The organism is Pedobacter sp. T50_32 (assembly GCF_057652195.1).
The window spans coordinates 26,327-49,197 of record NZ_JBYFBY010000010.1 but is presented as its reverse complement, the minus strand read 5'-3'; the positions used below and the strand labels follow the sequence as shown (position 1 = coordinate 49,197).

Genomic DNA, 22,871 nt, shown 5'->3' with positions numbered 1-22,871 from the left:
ATTAAATCGTAGCCGATTGATATTGTTTCAAGAAACGTACATCATTCTCAGAGAACAAACGCAAATCTTTAATTTCGAACTTAAGGTTGGCGATACGTTCAATACCCATTCCGAATGCGAAACCACTATATTTTTTACTGTCTATACCACAGTTTTCCAACACATTTGGATCTACCATTCCGCAACCTAAAATTTCTACCCAACCACTGCCTTTACACATTTGGCAACCAGCACCTTTACAGATACTGCAAGAAATGTCCATTTCGGCACTTGGCTCTGTAAACGGGAAATATGATGGGCGGAAACGTACTTTGGTACCTTCTCCATATAATTCTTGAACGAAATAGAACAAGGTTTGCTTCAAATCTGCAAATGAAACTTTCTCGTCTACGTATAAACCTTCTACTTGGTGGAAAAAACAGTGCGCTCTTGCAGAAATGGCTTCATTACGATAAACACGACCTGGCATTAACGCTCTGAAAGGTGGCTGACCAGCTTCCATCATTCGCACCTGTACCGACGAAGTGTGTGTACGCAAAGCGATATCGCCTTTCTCTCCACCTTTTTTGATGAAGAATGTATCCTGCATATCTCTTGCCGGATGTTCTTCCGGAAAGTTTAACGCAGAGAAGTTATGCCAATCGTCTTCAATTTCAGGGCCCTCGGCAACACTAAAACCTAATTTATTGAAGATTTCTATGATTTCTCTTCTTACAATTGCCAATGGATGACGCGTACCCAATTCAAAACCCTCCCCTGGAAGTGTCAAGTCTAACTGGTTACCTTCTGCAGTATCTTGCGAAGCAGAAATAGTTTCATTTAACGTTTGGTATTTAGCTTCTGCCAATTGTTTAAATTGGTTCAGCACTTTACCTAACGTTCTTTTCTCTTCTGGAGAAACGGCTTTAAATTCATCAAAAATATCTTTAATGATGCCTTTTGTGCCTAAGAAACGTATTCTAAATTGCTCCAGCTCTGCTGCATTGGTGGTAGAAAACGCATTGATTTCTTCTGTGTACTGCGTTATTTGGTCTTGTAACATGCGCCAAATATACACGAATTTATCTTATGTTTTTGTCAAATCGAGTTCAAAAACCAAGTTAGTCATAGAACAAATACATAAAATGAACCGAGAAGGGATTTTGGTTACGAAACTGTATTATAGATTCGCATTCAAGTAAGCCAGCAGCTCCACAAATACCAACTGGATACTTCCAGCGGAACTAAAACTATGATCGGCGCCTGGAATTTGCACAAATTTATTGGGCACACCAACTTGATTTAACCTATTTGTAAATGCATCAAAAGTTGCCCTGTCTTGCTTTGGTAAACCTGCAACTACGTTATTTTGAGGAAAAATATTTAACGTAGGGATTTTCTGATTGGCATTTACAACATATAATGGACTTATCTCCTTGTAATGCTGTTCGTTTGCAACAGTAACTTCATACCCAGTGTATCTGTAACCTAATTCGAAAACCTGTGCAGGTAAATTTTGGTAATTTGGAATATCGGTGAAGGTTTGATCTAAAGCTCCCGCTAAATTCACTGCCATTTTAACCTTACCCGTGTTTTTTGCGCCATAACTGTAAAGCAAACATAGCGTTGCCCCTGCGCTGTGCCCTACAACCGCTATTTTACTCGAACTTATTTGCCATTCGTTGGCGTTAGCAATCACATGATCTACTGCCGAACTCACATCGTCAACCTGATCCCGAACTACAACCGCACTTAGTTTACGAGTTTGCAAATCACTACCATCTACCAAACGATAATTAATGTTTACCACCGCAAAGTTTCTTTTAACCAGTTCCGTTACAATGTCGGTATAATCACTTTTATCGCCACCTGTAAAGCTGCCTCCATGTATAAATACTACTGTTTTAGTTTCCGTAGTTCTATTTGCGGGTAAATAGACATCCATACTTTGTAAGGCACTGGCTCCGTAGCTTACGTTCATCATTGTTTTAGCTTCCAACTGTTCTTTGTTAGATTTCTTACAAGAGGTAATTAATACCGATAAAACAACAACAAATGCACTTCGCAGGATAATTTTCATTTTAATTCCAGATAATCAATCAATTTTAACGTAGCAATAGGTAGGTTTATTTTTAATGTTTGCAAAAAAAAGCTGAGATTTCAAAACCTCAGCCATATATCAATTATTTAATTACGCCCAATTCCTTGCCTACTTTGGTAAAAGCTGCAATGGCTTTATCCAAATGATGTTGCTCATGAGCGGCAGAAAGTTGCACTCTAATTCGGGCTTTACCTTGTGCAACTACTGGATAGAAAAATCCAATTACATAAATACCCTCTTCCAACATTTTAGCTGCAAATTCTTGCGCTACCTTTGCATCGTACAACATTACCGGAACAATTGGATGAAAACCAGGTTTGATGTCAAAACCAGCTTCGGTCATTTTTTCACGGAAGTACTTCGTGTTATATTCTAACTTATCACGCAGCTCGGTAGTTTCGCTCAGCATATCTAATACTGCAACAGAAGCACCCGCAATTGACGGTGCCAAAGTGTTAGAGAATAAATACGGACGCGAACGTTGGCGCAACATATCCACAATTTCTTTACGTCCTGATGTAAATCCGCCAGATGCGCCACCCAAAGCCTTACCTAAAGTACCTGTAATGATATCAATACGACCCATCACATCGAAATACTCATGGGTTCCTCTTCCAGTTTTGCCAATAAAACCAGAACAGTGTGATTCATCAATCATCACTAAAGCTTCGTATTTATCTGCCAAATCACAGATTTTATCCAAAGGCGCTACAGAACCATCCATCGAAAAAGCACCATCGGTTACTATCATTCTATGACGACAATCTTTCGCAGCAATTAGTTGCTTCTCCAAATCTTCCATATCGCAATTCTTGTAGCGGAAACGTTGTGCCTTACACAAACGCACGCCATCAATAATAGAAGCATGGTTCAGTTCATCAGAGATAATCGCATCTTCTGCACCTAACAAAGGTTCAAAAACACCACCGTTGGCATCAAAAGCTGCAGCATACAAAATTGTATCTTCCGTACCCAAAAACTGAGAAATTTTAGCTTCCAATTCTTTGTGAATATCTTGTGTTCCGCAGATAAAACGCACTGAAGACATACCGTAGCCATAATGATCAATTGCTTTTTTAGCCGCTTCGATTACTTTTGGATGCGACGACAAACCTAGATAATTATTAGCACAGAAGTTAATTACTTCGGCGCCAGTACTCACTTTTATATCTGCTCCTTGCGGCGTAACGATAATTCTTTCTTTTTTATATAAACCAGCTTGTTGAATTTCTGCTAGCTCTTTTTGTAAAACGGGTTGTAGGGTTTTATACATGGCTTAAATATTTGATTGCATGAGCCACAAAGATAGTATTTTGGCACTTAACAAACTTTAACAACAGAAATATGTTTATGTAAGGCAATTTGCCCTATATTTAAACCAATGAAGAAAAACTATCTCTTGCTCTTATGTCTTCTGACATCGTCTTTTTTTGCGTTAGCACAACAATTTGAGGTAAAAGGAAAAGTTACCGACAACGACGGGCAACCTATTCCGTTTGTATCTGTTTTCATCAAAGGAACTACCAAAGGTGTTTCTGCGAATGTAGATGGTGTGTACAATATAAAAGTAGACAGAGGTTTGGTGACATTAACCTATACTGTGGTTGGTTTTAAAACTGCTAGTCACACCGTTGATGTTTTCGACAACGTAACCGTAAACAAAACCCTACAGCAAGAACAATATACCCTAAACAGTGTAACCATTACCGCTGGCGGAGAAGATCCTGCCTATAAAATTGTTAGAAATGCTATCAAAAACAGGAAAGCCTATTTAGAGGAAATTTTCGCTTACAATAGTGATGTTTATATCAAAGGGATGCAAAAACTGGTTGGTGCTCCAAAAAAATTCTTTGGTAGGGATATCCAAAAGACATTAAACCTAGATACCAACAGAAACGGAATTCTGTATTTGTCAGAATCACAATCTAAGTTTTCGTACATGAAGCCCGATAGAATTAAGGAAGAGATGATTTCTTCCAAAATTTCTGGCAGAAACAATGCCTTCAGTTTTAACAAGGCTTCCGACATGAGAATCAATTTCTATGAAAACCTGCTTTTGGCCAATACTGGTTTAAGCTCAAGAAGTTTTGTATCGCCAATTGCGGATAACGCACTTTTCTATTACAAATACAAATTATTGGGTAGAACAGAAGAAAATGGTTTAACGGTTAATAAAATTGAGATTATCCCTAAACGAAAAAATGATCCAGTTTTTAGGGGAGTGATTTACATTGCCGAAAATACTTGGCGTCTAATGGGCACCGATGTTAATTTAACCAAAGATGCTGGCATTAACTTAATAGACACTTTAAATATTGCCCAGCATTTTATCAAGGTCGATAAATATTACATGCCTGGAAATTTGAAATTCCAATTCAATGGCGATGTTTTCGGCTTTAAGTTCGAAGGTTATTTTATCAGTTTTTACAGCAACTACAACATCAACCCTAAATTTGAGAAAGGTTACTTTACACCAGAAATTCTAAAGATTACCAAGGCAGTAAACAAGAAAGACTCTGCCTATTGGGCAAACAACAGACCTATTCCCCTAACGGAAGAAGAACGCAGAGACTATATCAAAAAGGATAGTATCGCCCTGCGAATGCAAAGTAAGCAATATTTAGACTCTGTAGAAAAAGCTAATAACAACTTTACATTGGGCAAAATGCTGTTGACCAGCTATACACATAATGATAGATACCATAAACGCACTTACACTTTTGATCCTTTGCTACAATCTGTTTTTTATAATACAGTTGAAGGTTTCGCCATTAAATATGGTGTCGCCTATCGCAAAAGATTCGAAGAAAATAAATACCTAACTATTCGTCCGCAGGTAAGATATGGCTTTAAAAATAAGGTGTTCACCGCAAATTTGAACACCTATTATTATTACGATGCCACTAAAAGAGCGGGTGTTGGGTTTGGTTTCGGTAACGAAATAGCAGATTTGAATAATTATGGAACGATGAGTTTGCTATCTAACTCAATTAACACCTTACTTTTCGAAAGGAACTTTCCTAAATTTTACAAACGAGATTATGTAAACATCAATACACAAAGAGAATTAGCTACAGGCCTACAAGCATCGTTATCATTAGATTATTCTAAAAACCATGCCTTAACCAACAGCACACTTTACAAGTTTAAAGATTATGATGATAGAGCTTTTACATCAAACAATCCGTTAAATCCCGAAGATGATTCTCCATTTTTCCAAACCTACCAATCTACTTCAATTACCGCTGGATTAATTTATACGATAGGTCAGAAATACATTACCAGACCAGATGCAAAAGTGTACACCGAGTCTAAGTATCCTCGTTTAAGCTTGAGATATAAAAAAGGAATTAATGGACTTTTAGGTGGCGATACAGATTATGATCTTATTACCTTTGAAGCTTACCAAGAGCGAGTTGGGCTGGGCTTATTTGGCTATACCTCGTTTGTTATTGGCGCAGGTAAATTCCTCAATAACAACAAACTATTTTATCCAGAATTTAAACATTTTAGTGCCAATAGAGCTTTACTTTTCCCACCAAATCTTCGAAAATTTAGGTTTTTAGACTTCTACAGATACAGTGCCAACGAACATTACTTAGAGGCACATTTGGAGCATAACTTTGCTGGTTTCATCCTCAACAAAGTACCAATATTAAGAAAGTTAAAATTAGAAGAAGTTATTGGCGTGAATTACCTAACGCAACCGCAAAAAAGAGACTACACTGAGTTTTATTTTGGCGTACAACGTTTAGCTTTCGGCATTAGTTACGGTTTCGCTTACGACGGAAACAGAAAAGTTGATGAAGGTTTCAGGATTGCCTACAGTTTTTAATAATTAACTACCATAAACTTGGAGCATAATGCTAAACTTACAAGCTTTTTGCTATTTTAACGTTATTAACTAAACCCAAACTACTTTTAATGGCGTGCTACCTCCGATGTTGTTTACTGATATTGCTTTGCAGTAGCGCGTTTACAGCATTTGGTCAACAGTACGTACTAACGGGTAAAATTACCGAACCTAAGGGCACAAGTGTTCCGTTCGCTTCGGTATATGTAAATGCAACTACACAGGGCACTTCTTCTAATATAGATGGGCAATATAAACTTACTTTACCTGCCGGAAAAACTGAATTACTGATTACCGCTGTTGGATACGAAGACCGAAAAATAATAGTAACGATGACGGAGAATACAAAGTTAGACTTGGTATTAGCTTCGAAAATATTTACGCTGAATGATGTCATCATCAAATCGCCGAATGAAAATAGGGCCAACGAAATCATAAAAAAAGTAATTGCAAAGCGAAAAATCTACCTTAATGAAATAGATGCCTTTTCTTGCGAAGTTTACACTAAAGCAATGCAAAAATTACTGAACGCCCCAAAAAAATTCTTCGGACGTGATGTGGCTACCATATTGGATTTAGACAGTAACCGACAAGGCGTGATCTATCTTTCTGAAACGGAATCGAAACTTGATTTTAAGCAGAGAGACAAAATCAAAGAGGTAATGATCTCCTCTAAGATTGCTGGAGACGATAATGGATTTAGCTTTAACAAAGCTTCAGATTTGAGTGTAAATTTCTATAACAACATCTTATTTGAAGACAAACTTTGTGTACGTGGTTTTATTTCGCCAATTGCAGACAATGCCTTTACTTATTACAAGTACAAAATGATGGGTACTAGTACCGAAAACGGTAAAACCATCAGTAAAATACAGGTATTGCCTAAGCGAAAAAATTTACCTGCATTTTCTGGGGTAATTTATATCGTTAACGATTTATGGCGAATTAATGCAGTTGACTTGTTTGTAACCAAGGATAACGGCATAGAATTAATCGACACACTAAAGGTAAGCCAGCAGCTAGTGGAGGTAGGAAATGTGTACGTACCGAAATCTATTCAGTTTAATATTGTAGGCAAGTTATTAGGTTTCAAAGTTTCTGGATACGTAATGGGCGTTTACAAAAACTACGATGTACAACCACGGTTCAATAAGAACTTTTTTACTAACGAAATTTTACGAGTTGAACGATCATCTAACAAGAAAGATCCTTTTTACTGGGAAAAAAATAGATCTGTGCCTTTAACTCCAGAAGAGCGGGAAAATTACAGAAGAAAGGACAGTGTTAGTGCTTTAAAGGCCTCTCAGCAATATCTAGATTCGGTTGATCAGGTTAAAAACCGATTTAATCCAGTGCAGGTATTGGTAACGCCGTACATCCATTACCGAAGCTACAACAAGAAGAGCGTAACCTTCGACCCTGTAGCTACAAGTGTTTTTTACAACACAGTTGAAGGGCTTGGCTTAAAATACGCAGTTACCTGGCGCCAAGGCTTTGATGATGGCAAGTATTACACGATAAAACCGGAGGCACGCTACGGATTTGCCAATAACCATTTTAACGCAAACATCAAATCGAGATACCTTTTTGATCCTACCAGAAACGGAACCATTGCCTTAGGTTTTGGTTCGGAGGTTGCCAACCTGAACTCGCAGCAGCAAACTAATTTATTGCAAAACACCATCAATACTTTGGTTTTTGGTAAAAACGTAGCTAAGTTTTACGAGCGAAGATTTTTTAATGTAGAAGCTTCCAGGGAATTTGCCCCGAGTTTCGAGCTAAAAATCAGCGCAGATTATGCCCGTCGAAACGCACTGACCAATAGTAATTTCACCCATTTTCGGAACGACAATTTTACTTCTAACGATCCGTTTAAACCAGACGACGAACGAAGCTTACTATTTCCAAAACACAGAGCTTTAGTGCTCAGTGGAACTTTAGCATATACTGTTGCTCAAAAATACATCACCCGCCCCGATGGTCGTTTTTACATAGAAAGTGATTACCCTAGAATTGAGGTGAATTATAAACGAGGCTTAAAAGGTGTTTTCGGCTCAAGTGTAGATTATGATTTTATTTCCTTAGAAATCTATCAGAAAAAGTTGCATTTCGGGATGCTGGGCAAATCTTCCATTTTACTTGGCGCAGGCAAATTTCTTACCTCAAAAAGCTTAAACTATCCAGATTGGAAGCATTTTAGGGCAAATCAATCTATCGTTTTCGATCCAGATGAAAGAAACTTCCAATTCTTAGATTTCTATATATTCAACACTACCAGACAATATTTCGAAGCGCATTTCCAACATAACTTCGGTTCATTTTTTTTAAGTCAAATTCCTTTAATTAAAAAACTGAAACTGGAAGAGATTATCGGTAGCGCTTACCTCTCTTCCCCAGAAAAAAGAAATTATAATGAGTTTTATTTCGGCGTAAAACGATTGAATTTCCGAATTCACTATGGTTACGCTTATGATAGAGATGTTTTGATCAAAAAAGGCTTCAAGTTCTCTTACGGGTTTAATCTGTAGTTTTCTTTAAACCAATAGACAACTAGAAAAGCACGTTCATTACTAAAACCTATGTTTCTATGTGTTTACATAATGACGAAAATCATCTTGCTAAACCACAAATTAGCTTTATCTTTGCAGCGTTAAACGCCGTTTGCAGCGGTATCAATATATTATGACATACAATACCCTACTTTATTATTGCTATTCTCCAATAGCTGATGCAGAACAATTTGCTGCCGATCATTTAAAATTTTGTAAATCTTTAGGTTTAGTTGGCCGTATTATCGTTGCCGACGAAGGTTTAAACGGAACTGTTTCTGGAACCATTGAAGCTTGTAAAGCTTACATGGAACACATCCATGCTGATGAACGTTTTGTAAAAACAGAGTTCAAAATTGACGAGGTGGAAGAGCCTTCGTTTATCAAAATGCACTGCCGTTATAAAGCAGAAATTGTGCATTCTGGCTTACGCGATACTAGCATCATCGACCCAAATAAACAAACTGGCAAGCATTTAGAACCTCTAGAATTTAGGGAAATGCTTGATCAAGAAGATGTGATTGTATTAGACGTGAGATCAAATTACGAACATAACTTAGGCAGGTTTAAAAATGCCATTACTTTAGATATAGAAAATTTCAGGGATTTTCCTGAGCAGATTGAAGCTTTAGCCCAATACAAAGATAAAAAGGTGCTAACTTACTGTACCGGCGGTATCAAATGTGAAAAGGCTTCTGCCCTATTGTTACACCATGGTTTTAACGATGTTTATCAGTTACACGGCGGTATTATAAAATATGGCAAAGAAGCTGGCGGCAAAGATTTTGAAGGTAAATGCTACGTTTTCGACAATAGAATTGCAGTTGACGTAAATACCGTAAATCCGACAATTGCCAGCAAGTGTTTAAATTGTGGCACTACCACTCCAAAAATGATTAACTGTGCCAACCCAGAATGTAATGAGCATTTCACACAATGTGATGCTTGTGGCGAAGAATTGCAAGGTTGTTGCTCAGTTGAATGCACTACCCATCCTCGTAAACGTACTTATGATGGTACAGGTTATTACGTTAAAGTTCCGCAACCGGTAGCGATTAAAAGCTAACTATACACATCTTTTATCGTAACTGTCTTTCGTCATTTCGAAAGCAGATAGAACTGAGAGAAAGCGAAACTAAATCTAGCAAACGACTATTCTAAAAACAGATTTCTGTCTACGTTCGAAATGACGCTTAGATCAAAGCCACTGCAACTGTCCATTTATTTTTCTATTTTGCAGCTGTATCAATACCATAAGTTTGTAAATGAGGATTAACCTTCTACATTTTATCCTTTTATTAACGTCTCTTTCTTTTACCATTAGCAGTTCAAACGCTAACGATATACCGCGTATTGGCGTGCCCTACGTGCAGAATTTTCATAAATCTTTGTATGCCGCAGGAAACCAAAACTGGTCTATAGCGAAAGACAAAAAAGGAATAATGTATTTCGGAAATTCTGCTGGCCTGTTAAGTTTCAACGGAAAATATTGGGGCAAACACGAACTGCCGAATAAACAAATTGTACGCTCCGTAGCTATTGGAAATGATGGTTTAATTTATACTGGCGGCTTTGGAGAGTTTGGCTATTGGGCTTATCAAGATAAAAAATTACGTTACAATTCATTAACTCAACTCCTTCCTAAATCAGCTAAGCTAACGGGCGAAGTTTGGAAAATTTACGTTTTAGGAAAGAAGATCTATTTCCAATCCTTTTCACATATCTATATCTACGAAAACAAAAAGGTGTCTGTTGTAAAACCACTCAACAACTTATTGTTTTTACACAAAGTGGATAACAGACTTTTCGCCGAGGTGCTAGATCACGGACTGTTTGAACTTAAAGGAAACCAATTAGTAAAACTTGCAGGAAGTGAAATTTTAGGCAAGACCGGTGTATTGTCAATTCTGCCATTTAAAAACAACCAGTTGTTAATTGGCACGAGTAAAAATGGACTTTTTACTTTCGATGGAGGCAATTTCGCTCCATTTAACAACGAGGCTAATTGGTATTTAAAAACATTCCAGCTCAACAACGGAGCGAAAGTACTTGGTAAGTATTACGCCTTCGGAACTATTTTGAATGGTTTGGTAATCATAGACGAAAATGGAAGTGTTATACAAACCATCAATAAAACAAGCGGATTACAAAACAATACAGTACTTAGCGTTTTCAATGATAATGAAAACAATCTTTGGGCAGGTTTAGATAATGGTATAGATCGTATTGAGCTCAATTCTCCTCTATCATTCTATTTCGATAAAAGTGGAAAGTTCGGAACGGTTTATTCTAGTCTGATTTTTGGAAACAAAATTTATTTAGGAACCAACCAAGGTTTATTTTCTGGAAACTGGAGCAATAACGCTGCAAGTAATTTCGATTTTAAACTGATCCCTAACTCGCAGGGGCAGGTTTGGGATTTAACGAGAATAGATAATCAACTGATTTGCGGACATAACGATGGAACCTTTTCAGTAGTTGGTGATCAGATCCAAAAAATTTCAAATATCAACGGCGGCTGGACTTTAAAAAAGCTGCCGTCCAATCCAAATTATCTTATTCAGGGTACTTACACTGGTCTAGGCATTTACGTAAAGAATGGTCAAGGTGGTTGGAATTTTAGCCATAGAGTAGAAGGTTTTGGAGAACCATCTCGATATGTAGAGCAAGATCACAAAGGAAATATTTGGGTAAGTCACGCCTACAAAGGTCTTTATCGCATTACAGTAAGCGCTGATTTAAAAAAGGCTACAAACATTCAATATTATGATGAAAAGAATGGATTGCCTAGCAGTTTTAACATCAATGCTTTTAACCTAGATAATCGCGTTGTTTTTTCATCGGATTCTGGTTTTTACGTTTACGATGACATAAGTAATCGATTTAGCAAATATGATATTCTGAATAAAAAGCTGGGCAATTTCAGTTCATCAAACAAAATCATTAAGGCAGCTAATAAAAGATATTGGTTTATCAACGATGGTAGAATGAGCTTGGCTAACTTCAGTCAGCCTGGCAAAATAAGTATCGACTCCAACAGATTTAACATTCTGGATGGTAGAATGGTACAGTATTATGAAAACATTAGCCAAATTAGCAACAACCTTTATTTAATTAGTGTGGATGATGGTTTTGCAATCTACAATAATGCGCTGGCGAACAACATCAAATCGGCTACCAAGTTGCCAAAAGTACTTATCGGTAAAATAGACGACATTACAGATAAATATAGTTCTATCGCCGAAAACGGCGACAGCGAAGAAAAAATAGAAATACCCTACGCTAGAAACAGTATTAGAATTTCCTTCGCACTTCCCTATTATCGCTTGGCAAAAATTCAGTTTCAATATTTCTTAGAAGGATATTCTAAACAATGGTCTGAGTGGAACACAGCTACACAAAAAGATTTTACGAATCTTAGCAGTGGCACATATACCTTTAAAGTTAGAGCAAAAATTGACGAAAAAACGATCAGTGAAATCAGCAAGCTACAAATTACGATACTATCACCTTGGTATGCTAGTAACTGGGCCTGGGCATTTTATTTTATACTCATCATTGTTGGCTTAATTGTTGGAAAAAAAGTCTACGAAGCTAAACTGAAAAAAGATCAGCAGAAAATTGCGGGAAAGCTTCAGCAAGAGCAAGAAGAATATCTGAAAAAAGAATCAGAGGCAACAGAAAAGCAGATCAATAAACTGCAGACAGAAAAACTACAAACCGAACTAGCTGGTAAAAGCAGAGAGCTTGCCAATTCTGCCATGAGTTTGGTTTATAAGAACGAACTGCTCCAAAAAATCAGTCAGGAACTGAACAAACTGAAAGACAACCAAAAACCGCAGGAAGAACAATTACGTAAAATCCAGAAAATTATTGATGACGGAATGAACGATGAACGCGATTGGAATCTCTTCGAAAACAGTTTTAATGAGGCACACGAAAGTTTCTTCAAAAAGTTAAAAGCTAACCATCCAGATTTAGTGCCGAACGACCTCAAACTATGTGCTTATTTACGTATGAATATGAGCAGTAAAGAGATGGCATCGTTATTGAATATATCCGTTAGAGGTGTAGAAATTCGTCGGTATCGTTTGCGTAAAAAGCTAGCTGTGCCTCATGATAAAAACCTTACAGAGTTTCTAATTGAAATCTAACCACTACATCATTACCTCTCACAGCACAAAAACTAAGTAATTCTATTTAGACAACTAGACCATTATTGTAGTAGTACCATTTTCTTAGTTAAAAGCGAAAAAACTGCCATTTTGATAACAAAATCAATCATTACAAACTATACTGAGATAGCCAATTTAAGCTAGTTGATGTAGTAATGTGCAAGTAAATTCAGTTGTTCTTTTCAAACAAAAGTTCAACATTCGTGTATTCAATAATCAAATATTAAAATAACGGTATGAAAAAAATCTTTACAGAACTCTCTGTTATAGCCTGTTTTTTATTGCTTTTAATATCAGACGTTGCCTATGCCCAAAACGTTACAGTTAAGGGTGTGGTAAATGATGATCAGAACTTACCAATTCCTGGGGTAAGTATCGTAATTAAAGGCACTACAAACGGTGTACAAACAGATGCTACAGGAAATTATACAATTAGCGTGCCTTCAAATGGCACCTTGGTATTTTCTTCTATTGGTTTCAACAATCAAGAAGCACCTGTTAACAACAGAACAACTATTAACATTACCTTACTTTCATCTACCAACGACTTACAGCAAGTTGTTGTTGTCGGCTACGGAACGCAAAAGAAGCGAGACGTAACTGGATCGATCACTTCTATTAAAGGTGAAGATATTGCCAAACAACCAAATGTTAATCCTGTATCTTCTTTGCAAGGGCAAGTTGCAGGTTTAACAATCGTAAATAGTGGTAGTCCTGGTGCAGCTCCAACGGTAAGAATTAGAGGTATTGCCAGTACAAATTCTGGATCTGTTAATCCGCTATATGTAGTAGATGGTGTACATCAAAGCAATATAGATTACATTAACCCTGCTGACATTGAGAGCATCGAAGTACTAAAGGATGCTTCCTCGGCCGCTATTTTTGGTCTACAAGCTGCTAATGGTGTTATTGTTGTAACAACGAAAAGAGCAAAAACAGGAACAACAACAATTAACCTAGCAAGTTCAGCAGGTTTTCAAAAGGTACAAAATACAATTGACGTACTTAATGCGGCCGAATTCCGCACAGTATATGATAAAATTAGAGCCAATGCTAACTCTACACCATTTGATTATACAAATTATACAGCAGACACCGATTGGCAAAATGAAATGCTAAGAACAGCTTTTCAGACCAACCACGGTTTAACCATTTCTAATAGTGGCGAAAAGTCTACTACTTTGCTAAGTTTAGGTTATAACAATCAAGAAGGAGTGCTAAAATTTGGTAAATACCAAAGATATACTGCTAGGCTAAACGAAGAGATTAGGATAACTAAAGACATTAAAATTGGTGGCGATTTAACTGGCTCTCATTGGAACCTAAACGGATCTAATGCTAGTTTAAATAGCGCCATTTGGGCTGCACCAATTGTGGGTATTAGAGAAAGTGAAACCGCTTATTACGCTATGCCGAGTTTTCAAAGGGCACAGGTAGGTAATCCAATGGCTCCTATCTATAGAAACGACAGAAAATCAATAAATAAAGGGTACAGATTTGTGGGTAGTCTTTTTGGTGAAGTTAAATTTTTGGACAACTTTACCTGGAGGTCACAAGTTTATACCGATTTGGGTTTCAATAATTCTAGAGGGTACACACCGCTCCCATTCACTTCTATCGAATTAGGAGAAGATTTGGTTCCTACTAGATATTTTGACAATCCTCTTTCTAGAACTTCCGTAAGGCAAAAAGCAGAAGAATTTAGAAAATTCCAACAAGATCATACTTTAAACTACTCGAATAAATTCGGTGATCATAATATTACTGGTCTACTGGGTTTAACCACAATTCATGAATCAAGTACAAATCTTGAGGGTTCACGTACAGACACCCGTTTAATTATTCCAGACGACCCAAACCTTTGGTATGTTGGTTTGCCGCTTAACGATATTAATAATCCAGTTTCGTTAGGAGGTAGAGGTGGTAATCGTTCTTCTGCTGGTGTTTTCGGAAGGGTTAATTACGCCTACAAAGATAGATATCTATTGAATGCTTCCATTCGTAGAGATGGTATTTCTCGCTTAAGTCCACAAAACAGATGGGGCACTTTCGGTTCGGTAGGTTTAGGATGGGTAATCTCTGAAGAAAGCTTTTTCAAAAACATCAAAGGTATCGACTTTTTAAAACTACGCGGTGCATGGGGTAATACGGGTAATGCTTCAGGTATTGATGATTTCATCTTTATACCTGGTTTAACTACTGGCGGCTCAGGTGTATTTGGTGACTTTATCTACCCTGGTGTAGCTAATGCTTATCTACCAGATCCAAATTTAAGATGGGAAAGTATCAGAGGAGTAGACGTTGGTTTTGACTTGAAAGCATTAAACAATAAACTAAGCGCAGAAGTTGTTTATTACGACAGAAAATCAAAAGACATTATTACCAGCATAACATTGCCAGGCTCTACAGGAATTAGCAGATACGTAACAAATGCTGGAAATATCAGTAACAAAGGTTTAGAGGTTGCTTTAGGCTGGACAGATAATATCACAAAAGATTTGAAATATTCGATATCACCAAACTTCAGTTATAACAAAAATAAGGTAGAGTCTATTGGAGATAAATTTGATTTCGTATTGACAGGAAATGGAACTGTGAATAGAACAGTAACTGGACAATCTGTTGGTCACTTTTATGGATATCGTCAAATTGGCATTTATCAAACGGTTTCACAAATTGAAAACTCTCCTACTAGTACTAATGTACTTCCAGGTGATATTATGTTTGGCGATTTAAACAATGACGGGAAAATTGATTTGAACGATATGGAGAACTTAGGTTCACCATTCCCAACATGGAATTATGGTATCAATTTTTCACTATCATACAAAAACTTTGATTTCTTAGTACAAGGACAAGGTGTGGCAGGAAACTATATTTATACACAAAGAAGAGTGGTAACTTTTACTGACATCAACTTTGAAAGTAACAGATTAAATGCTTGGGATGGTGCAGGAACGTCAAATGTAGAGCCGATATTGGATAAAAATAGAACGGGAAATTTTCGATTTAATTCGTACTTTTTAGAACCAGGTGATTATTTCCGTTTAAGAACATTACAACTAGGATATACTTATAGGCCAAAGAATACGTCAGGAATGATGTTGAAAAGCATCAGAATGTACTTAAGTGGACAAAATTTACACACTTGGTCTAAAGTAAGTGGCTACACACCAGAAGTTCCAATTAGCAACGTTTTAGGAGGTGGTGCAGATAACGGCACTTATCCAGTTCCTGCCGTTTATACATTTGGTATTAATGTTACATTTTAATCAAAGACAATGAAAAGTATTAAAAACATAACAAAATATTTAATGGCTGCAGCCATTGTTGTATTCGCATTACCAGCATGCAAGAAGTTTTTGGATCTACGTCCTCAAGGTGAATACGATGCTAGCAACTATCCGTATCCAAAAGGATCTGGGCCATTTGATGGTGATATATTTGCCGCTTATGATGTACTTCGTTCTTACGATGCGACAGGTTCGGGTTTTGTTGCTGCGACGAGTATCCGCAGCGACGACGCTGATAAAGGAAGTACCCCTACGGACGGACCTTCATCTAAAGAATTTGATGATTTTACTTTGATATCGAGTAATGGCTTATTAGACGGAATGTGGAAAGGTTACTACAACCTGATCGGGAAGGCAAATGGAGTGCTTGATAGGATAGAGAAAGACCAAACTGCAACAACTACTCCTGAGATGAAAACATTTGCAGAAGCAGAAGCAAAGTTTTTAAGAGGGTATGGTTATTTCATGTTAGTGAGATTTTTTGGTAGAGTTCCTCTAGTAGACAAGCTTTATTCTGATGCATCACAACAAGCCAATGTACCTCAGAGTGAGCCAGCTGCAATATATGCTTTCATCGAAAGTGACTTAAATTTTGCTGGTACACATCTACCTCCAAACTGGAATGCGGATATTTTTCCTGGTAGAGCTACTAGTGGTTCTGCAAATGGCTTATTGGCAAAAGTTTACTTAACCCAAAAAAAATGGGGACAAGCAATGTCGACAGCTAACAAAGTAATCACCTCTGGACAATATGATTTATCAGTACCTTACAACACCATTTTTGGCGAAGAGGGAGAAAACAGTAAAGAATCTGTTTTTGAAATTCAGTGTACGGCTAATTTAACTGAGAAAAGAGCTAACGGAAGTCAGTTTGCCAGCACGCAAGGTGTGCGTGGTACTGGCGATTGGAATTTAGGTTGGGGGTTTAACGTACCAAGTGCACGTTTGGATGCGGCGTACGAGGCCAACGATCCAAGAAAAGCAAGAACTTTCTTAAGCATGGGTGTTCCTTCTGTTTATGGCGAGGTATTTACCGCAGCAAACCAAGCAGCAGATGCGCCTAAAGTCTATAACCATAAAGTTCATTCAAATCCAGCTCGTAGAAAAGCACTATTAGATAATTTCTCGTATTGGATGAATATTAGAATTATACGTTATGCTGATGTTGTTTTAATGTATGCAGAAGCTGCTAATGAAGTTGGTGGGACCGCTAACATAACCGATGCACGCGAAAAACTTAACAGTGTAAGAACTAGAGCTCGCGGGTCAAATAGTGCCATTTTACCTAACGTTACGTTTACAGATCAATCTGATTTAAGGGATGCTATTAGACATGAGAGAAGAATTGAGTTGGCTATGGAACATGATAGATTTTTTGACTTAGTAAGATGGGGAACTGCAGAAACCGTTTTACACGCAGCAGGTAAAACAAATTACAAAACAGGCACGCATGAAATACTACCTATTCCAGCAGCGCAGATACAAATTAGTAAGGGCGTATTAACCCAAAACTTTGGTTATAACTAATTAAAATATTGAATAATGAACAAATTATTTAAAACATTTGCTAAGTTAAAATTAGGCTTTTTGGCCGTTACCTTGGCCTTGGTTGTAGGTTCTTGTACCAAAGACGACAACCCATTTGATATTAAGGACGCAGACAAGTCTCAATACGGAGGTAATGCTAATGATGGCGTAATTAAAATATTAGCTATTGGCAATAGTTTTTCTGAGGATGCTGTAGAAAGTCATCTTTATGATCTGGCAAAAGCATCTGGTAAAACGGTAATAATTGGCAACTTGTTTATTGCAGGTGCATCTTTGGCAGATCATAAGAAAAACGTAGATAATAGATCTTCCGTGTATCAATATCGCAAAATTGGTAAAGATGGTGTTAAAAAAACACTTAACCCGTTACGTATGGATATGGCTATTGAAGACGAACCTTGGGACTATATCAGTTTCCAACAAGCAAGTCCTAACTCTGGTCAGCTAGAAACGGTACAAGCATCACTGCCTACGGTTTTCGATTATGTAAAATCTAAGATTACCAACCCAAATGTAAAGTATGCCTACCATTCTACTTGGGCTTATGCACCAAACACAACTAATACTGCTGCCTTCGCAAACTACGGAAGCAACCAAACAACTATGTTTAATGCTATCGTTAATGTTTCTAAGAACATTGAGCCTATTATTCCTAGTCATGTAATTATCCCTTCAGGCACAGCCATTCAGAATGCGAGAACTAGCGTATTAGGAGAAAGTTATAATGCTGGCGACGGTTATCATTTAAATACTTTAGGCAAATATATCGCAGCATGCACTTGGTTTGAAAAAATCTTTGGGCAATCTGTAGTAGGTAACACATACACCGGCGGTTTTTCTGCTTTTGAAGTATTAGTAGCGCAGAACGCAGCGCACTTAGCAGTACAAAAACCTTATGAAGTAAGTTCTATGGTATCTTACGAAGCACAACCAATCCCTTTAGTAGATCCAGTATTAGTTGATTTTGGTAATGCTACTCCTTCGCCAACATGGAACCAAATGACAGGCTTTACTGTAGGTAGCAAAATTAACTTAAAAGATACTAAAAATGTATTTGTAGGAATGTCGTTAACTATTACCGAACGTTTCAACAATATCAATACCAATGGTGCGACAACTACCACCACTGCATTGAACATGCCTTCCAATGTATCTGCCCGTAACTTTTATGGTAATGCAAGAGGTCCGCTATTTAATGGTATCGTTACTCCAAAAGGTGTAATTGAGGTTGCTGGCCTATTGCCAAACTTAAACTATACCTTCAGCTTCTTCGGTTCTAGAGATGCATCAGACAATAGAGAAACTCTATTTACTTTAGAAGGGGCTAATACTGGCTCAGCTAGTCTTAATCCATCTTCAAATGCAACACAGATTGCGACTGTGGCAAATATTAAACCTAATGCGCAAGGAAAGATTACTATTTCTGTTACTGCTGGTCCTAACAATGTTTCAGCTAACGGATGGTTTTATTTAAATGCCGCAAAAATAACTTCAAACTAGTCAATAGTTGATTTAAAATTATAGCCATCACTTTGTGTAAAACTCAGTGATGGCTCTTTAACACCTAACGCTTTCTATTAGTATTCGAGCAAACCCTCGCTTTCTATAACCACAACACACACACAAATGAACCCGAAAGGATTACGATCAAAGCTAAAAACTTCATTAATCCTAAGGCTCCATTTGACAAATGAAAACATAACACACACAAATGAAACTTAAATTGTTAATCCCTTTTCTCGCCCTTTTAGGAAGCTGCTCCGTCAGTAAAACCAACAACAACCCACAAAAACTATCTGATGAAGAACTTTTAACCGAGGTTCAGCGTCAAACTTATAAATACTTTTATGAAGGTGCAGAACCAACCTCTGGTTTAGCTAGAGAGAGATACCATAGCGATAACATTTACGGAAACCACGATAAAGACATCATCGCTACTGGCGCAAGTGGTTTTGGTATTATGGGAACTATTGTGGCTATAGAACGTAAGTTCATTACTAGAGAACAAGGTTACGCACACCTTAAAAAAGGCTTAGATTTTTTGGCAAAGGCCGATAGATTTCATGGTGCTTGGGCACATTGGATGCATCCCTCTGGTAAAGCAAAAGAATTTGGTAAGGATGATGATGCAGGTGATATTGTAGAGACTTCTTTCTTGGCGCAAGCCTTGGTAACCTTACGTCAATACTATCAGAATGGTACCGAACAAGAAAAAGCATTAGCTAAAAAAGCTGATGAACTTTGGAAAGGTATCGAATGGGATTTCTATAGACAGAATAACAAAAACGTTTTGTACTGGCACTGGTCGCCAAAATCTGCTTGGAAAATGAACTTCGCCATTACAGGTTACAACGAGTGTTTAATCACTTATGTGATGGCAGCCTGCTCCCCTACTCACGGTGTACCAGCAGAAGTTTACCACCAGGGTTGGGCTAAAAATGGTGCAATGAACACTAACATGTCAATGTATGGACATCCAATTAAATTGAAACATAACGTAGTTGGCGAAAGCGTAGGACCACTTTTCTGGTCGCATTATTCTTACTTAGGCTTAAATCCAAAAGGATTGAAAGATAAATACGCAGACTATTGGCAAGAGAACAGAAATCACACCTTAATTAATTACGATTACGCCATTGCCAACCCGAAAGGTTTTAAAGGTTATGGCAAAAATTCTTGGGGAATGACGGCAAGCTATTCTGTGAAAGGTTATGCTGCACATATGCCTAACGAAGATTTTGGTGTAATTAGTCCAACAGCGGCGCTTTCATCATATCCTTACACACCAAAAGAAAGTATGCAGATGATTAGACATCTCTACGAAAACAAGAAGGATAAAGTTTGGGGCGAATTCGGTTTCTATGATGCCTACAGCGAAACAGATAATTGGTATCCGAAAAAATATTTAGGTATCGACCAAGGACCAATTGTAGTGATGATAGAAAATGGTCGTACAGGACTTTTATGGAAGTTATTCATGAGCTCACCAGAAATTCAACAAGGATTAACAAAACTAGGTTTTACCTACTCAAAATAGATATACATGAAGAAAATATTCGTAGCATTTGCCGCAGCTTTAACATTACCTGCTTTCGCTCAACAGAAAAAAACGGTGAGCACCGAAAAGCAAAAAATGGATACTTATATCACCAATCTAATGTCGAAAATGACTGTAGACGAAAAGATTGGGCAGTTAAATTTGCCTAGTTCTGGCGATATTACCACTGGTCAGGCAAGCAGTTCAGATATCAGCAAAAAAATTAAAGCTGGTCAGGTTGGCGGTTTATTTAACATTAAAGGGGTTGATAAAATTAGAGCTGTACAGCAAATTGCAGTAGAAAATAGCAGAATGAAAATTCCTTTGTTGTTTGGTATGGATGTAATTCACGGTTACCACACCGTGTTCCCTATTCCTTTGGGCATTAGTGCTACCTGGGATATGGATGCCATTAAAAGATCAGCTAGAATTGGAGCTATCGAAGCAAGTGCAAGTGGTATCAACTGGACTTTTTCTCCAATGGTAGATATTTCTAGAGATCCACGTTGGGGTCGTATTTCTGAAGGTAGCGGCGAAGATCCTTACTTAGGTTCTCAAATTGCTAAAGCGATGGTTACCGGTTATCAAGGAAAATTACAAGCGAATAACGAGATCTTAGCCTGCGTTAAACACTATGCACTTTATGGTGCTGGCGAGGCTGGTAGAGATTACAACACAGTTGATATGAGCCGTGTAAGAATGTACAACGAATACTTACCACCATACAAGGCTGCTATTGATGCTGGTTCGGCTAGTATTATGGCTTCTTTTAACGAAGTTGAAGGCATTCCGGCTACGGCAAGTAAATGGTTAATGACTGATGTCTTGCGTAAAGAATGGGGCTTTAAAGGCTTTGTGGTTACAGATTACACTGGCATTCCAGAAATGATTGACCACGGCATGGGCGATTTACAAACAGTTTCTGCCCTAGCCTTAAACGCTGGTATAGATATGGACATGGTTGGCGATGGCTTTTTAACTACTTTGAAAAAATCATTGGCAGAGAAAAAAGTAACGATTGAACAAATTAACCGTGCTTGTAGGTTAATTCTTGAAGCAAAATACAAATTAGGTTTATTTACTGATCCTTATAAATTCTGCGATCCAACAAGAGCAGCTAAAGAAGTTTTCACACCTGAAAATCGCCAAGTGGCAAGAGAAATTGCAGCAGAAAGTTTTGTGTTGTTAAAAAATAGCAACAATACTTTACCATTAAAAAAATCTGGAACTATTGGTTTAATTGGCCCATTAGCAGATAATACTGCAAATATGTACGGAACCTGGAGCGTTGCTGCTTTATGGGATAAATCTGTAACTGTTTTGCAAGGATTGAAAAATGCTTTAGGTAACGACGCTAAAATTTTAACTGCTCGTGGTTCAAACTTCTTGGCAGATTCTGTAATGGAACATCGTTATGTAAACGTTCACAATCCAACTTACAAACGTGATAGTAGAACAGAAGCAGAATTAATTAAGGAAGCTTTAGAAGTGGCTAAAAAATCTGATGTGATTGTTGCAGTAATGGGCGAAGGTTCTGAATTTAGTGGCGAAAGTAGTAGTGTAACTAACATCGAAATCCCAGAAACACAAAAGAACTTACTGAAAGAATTGGCTAAAACTGGCAAACCTGTAGTATTGGTTTTATTTACGGGCAGACCATTGGCTTTGAAATGGGAAAACGAAAATTTACCTGCTATATTAAATGTTTGGTTCCCTGGTAGCGAAGCTGGAAATTCTATCGCTGATGTTTTATTCGGCGATGTAAATCCTTCTGGTAAATTAACGGCAACTTTCCCTCAAAATGTTGGTCAGGTGCCGCTTTATTATAGCCACAAAAATACTGGCAGACCAGAGCATGGAAAGTTCACCAAGTTCCGTTCTAATTATTTAGATGTTACTAACGATCCCCTTTATCCTTTTGGTTACGGCTTAAGTTATACCAATTTCACTTTCGGTGATATTAAACTAAGCTCAAACACTTTATCTAAAGGAAAATCTATTACTGCTACGGTAAAACTAACCAATAGCGGGAAGTATGATGGCAAAGAAGTAGTACAACTTTACACGAGAGATTTGGTTGGTACAATTACCAGACCAGTTAAAGAACTAAAAGGTTTCCAAAAAGTGAGTTTAAAAGCTGGCGAATCGAAAGATATCACCTTTACTTTAACCGAAGAAGACCTTAAATTTTATAACTCAGATTTAAAGTTTGTAGCCGAACCAGGCGATTTTAAATTGTTTATCGGAGCAAATTCTAGAGACGTAAAAGAAGTAGCTTTTAAATTAGTGAAGTAACAACATAGTCGGTCATTTCGACCTTAGTGGAGAAATCTTTA

At 37.5% G+C, this 22,871-nt stretch carries 12 protein-coding genes; 9 read left to right on the top strand and 3 right to left on the bottom strand.

Features of this window, described 5'->3' with window-relative positions:
* Window position 1: 1 nt before the first annotated feature.
* The 3 genes from pheS to kbl all read right to left on the bottom strand — a co-directional run bounded on the left by pheS (window position 2) and on the right by kbl (window position 3,353).
* A complete protein-coding gene (gene pheS, locus AC23ME_RS20255) occupies window positions 2–1,042 on the bottom strand; it encodes a phenylalanine--tRNA ligase subunit alpha (RefSeq protein WP_308850042.1) in 1,041 nt (346 codons plus the stop codon).
* A 117-nt stretch (window positions 1,043–1,159) separates the two neighbouring features.
* A complete protein-coding gene (locus AC23ME_RS20250; protein ID WP_487729553.1) occupies window positions 1,160–2,059 on the bottom strand; it encodes an alpha/beta hydrolase in 900 nt (299 codons plus the stop codon).
* Between the two features lie 103 nt (window positions 2,060–2,162).
* On the bottom strand, window positions 2,163–3,353 hold the full coding sequence (gene kbl, locus AC23ME_RS20245) for a glycine C-acetyltransferase (protein ID WP_487729552.1): 1,191 nt from the start codon (window positions 3,351–3,353) through the stop codon (window positions 2,163–2,165).
* Window positions 3,354–3,461: 108 nt separating this feature from the next.
* On the opposite strand from kbl, the gene AC23ME_RS20240 reads away from it, so the two are divergent.
* The 9 genes from AC23ME_RS20240 (at window position 3,462) to bglX (ending at window position 22,830) form a co-directional block, all read left to right on the top strand.
* Window positions 3,462–5,915, top strand: coding sequence for a DUF5686 and carboxypeptidase regulatory-like domain-containing protein (locus AC23ME_RS20240; protein ID WP_487729551.1), 2,454 nt, complete (start codon window positions 3,462–3,464; stop codon window positions 5,913–5,915).
* A gap of 89 nt (window positions 5,916–6,004) precedes the next feature.
* Window positions 6,005–8,461 (top strand): DUF5686 and carboxypeptidase regulatory-like domain-containing protein, encoded by a 2,457-nt coding sequence (locus AC23ME_RS20235; protein WP_487729550.1) that lies wholly within the window; start codon window positions 6,005–6,007, stop codon window positions 8,459–8,461.
* A gap of 151 nt (window positions 8,462–8,612) precedes the next feature.
* The gene (gene trhO, locus AC23ME_RS20230) at window positions 8,613–9,548 is read left to right on the top strand and encodes an oxygen-dependent tRNA uridine(34) hydroxylase TrhO (protein WP_487729605.1); all 936 of its coding nucleotides are present in this window, start codon (window positions 8,613–8,615) and stop codon (window positions 9,546–9,548) included.
* 199 nt (window positions 9,549–9,747) lie between these two features.
* A complete protein-coding gene (locus AC23ME_RS20225) occupies window positions 9,748–12,636 on the top strand; it encodes a triple tyrosine motif-containing protein (RefSeq protein WP_487729549.1) in 2,889 nt (962 codons plus the stop codon).
* A gap of 257 nt (window positions 12,637–12,893) precedes the next feature.
* Window positions 12,894–15,929: a SusC/RagA family TonB-linked outer membrane protein gene (locus AC23ME_RS20220; RefSeq protein ID WP_487729548.1), complete on the top strand. Its 3,036-nt coding sequence runs from the start codon at window positions 12,894–12,896 to the stop codon at window positions 15,927–15,929.
* A 9-nt stretch (window positions 15,930–15,938) separates the two neighbouring features.
* A complete protein-coding gene (locus tag AC23ME_RS20215; protein ID WP_487729547.1) occupies window positions 15,939–17,477 on the top strand; it encodes a RagB/SusD family nutrient uptake outer membrane protein in 1,539 nt (512 codons plus the stop codon).
* Window positions 17,478–17,492: 15 nt separating this feature from the next.
* On the top strand, window positions 17,493–18,998 hold the full coding sequence (locus AC23ME_RS20210) for a DUF4886 domain-containing protein (protein ID WP_487729546.1): 1,506 nt from the start codon (window positions 17,493–17,495) through the stop codon (window positions 18,996–18,998).
* Between the two features lie 211 nt (window positions 18,999–19,209).
* Window positions 19,210–20,535, top strand: a complete 1,326-nt coding sequence (locus tag AC23ME_RS20205; protein WP_487729545.1) for a glucoamylase family protein — start codon at window positions 19,210–19,212, stop codon at window positions 20,533–20,535.
* Window positions 20,536–20,541: 6 nt separating this feature from the next.
* Entirely contained in the window at window positions 20,542–22,830 is a 2,289-nt protein-coding gene (gene bglX, locus AC23ME_RS20200; RefSeq protein WP_487729544.1) for a beta-glucosidase BglX, read from the top strand.
* Window positions 22,831–22,871: the final 41 nt, after the last annotated feature.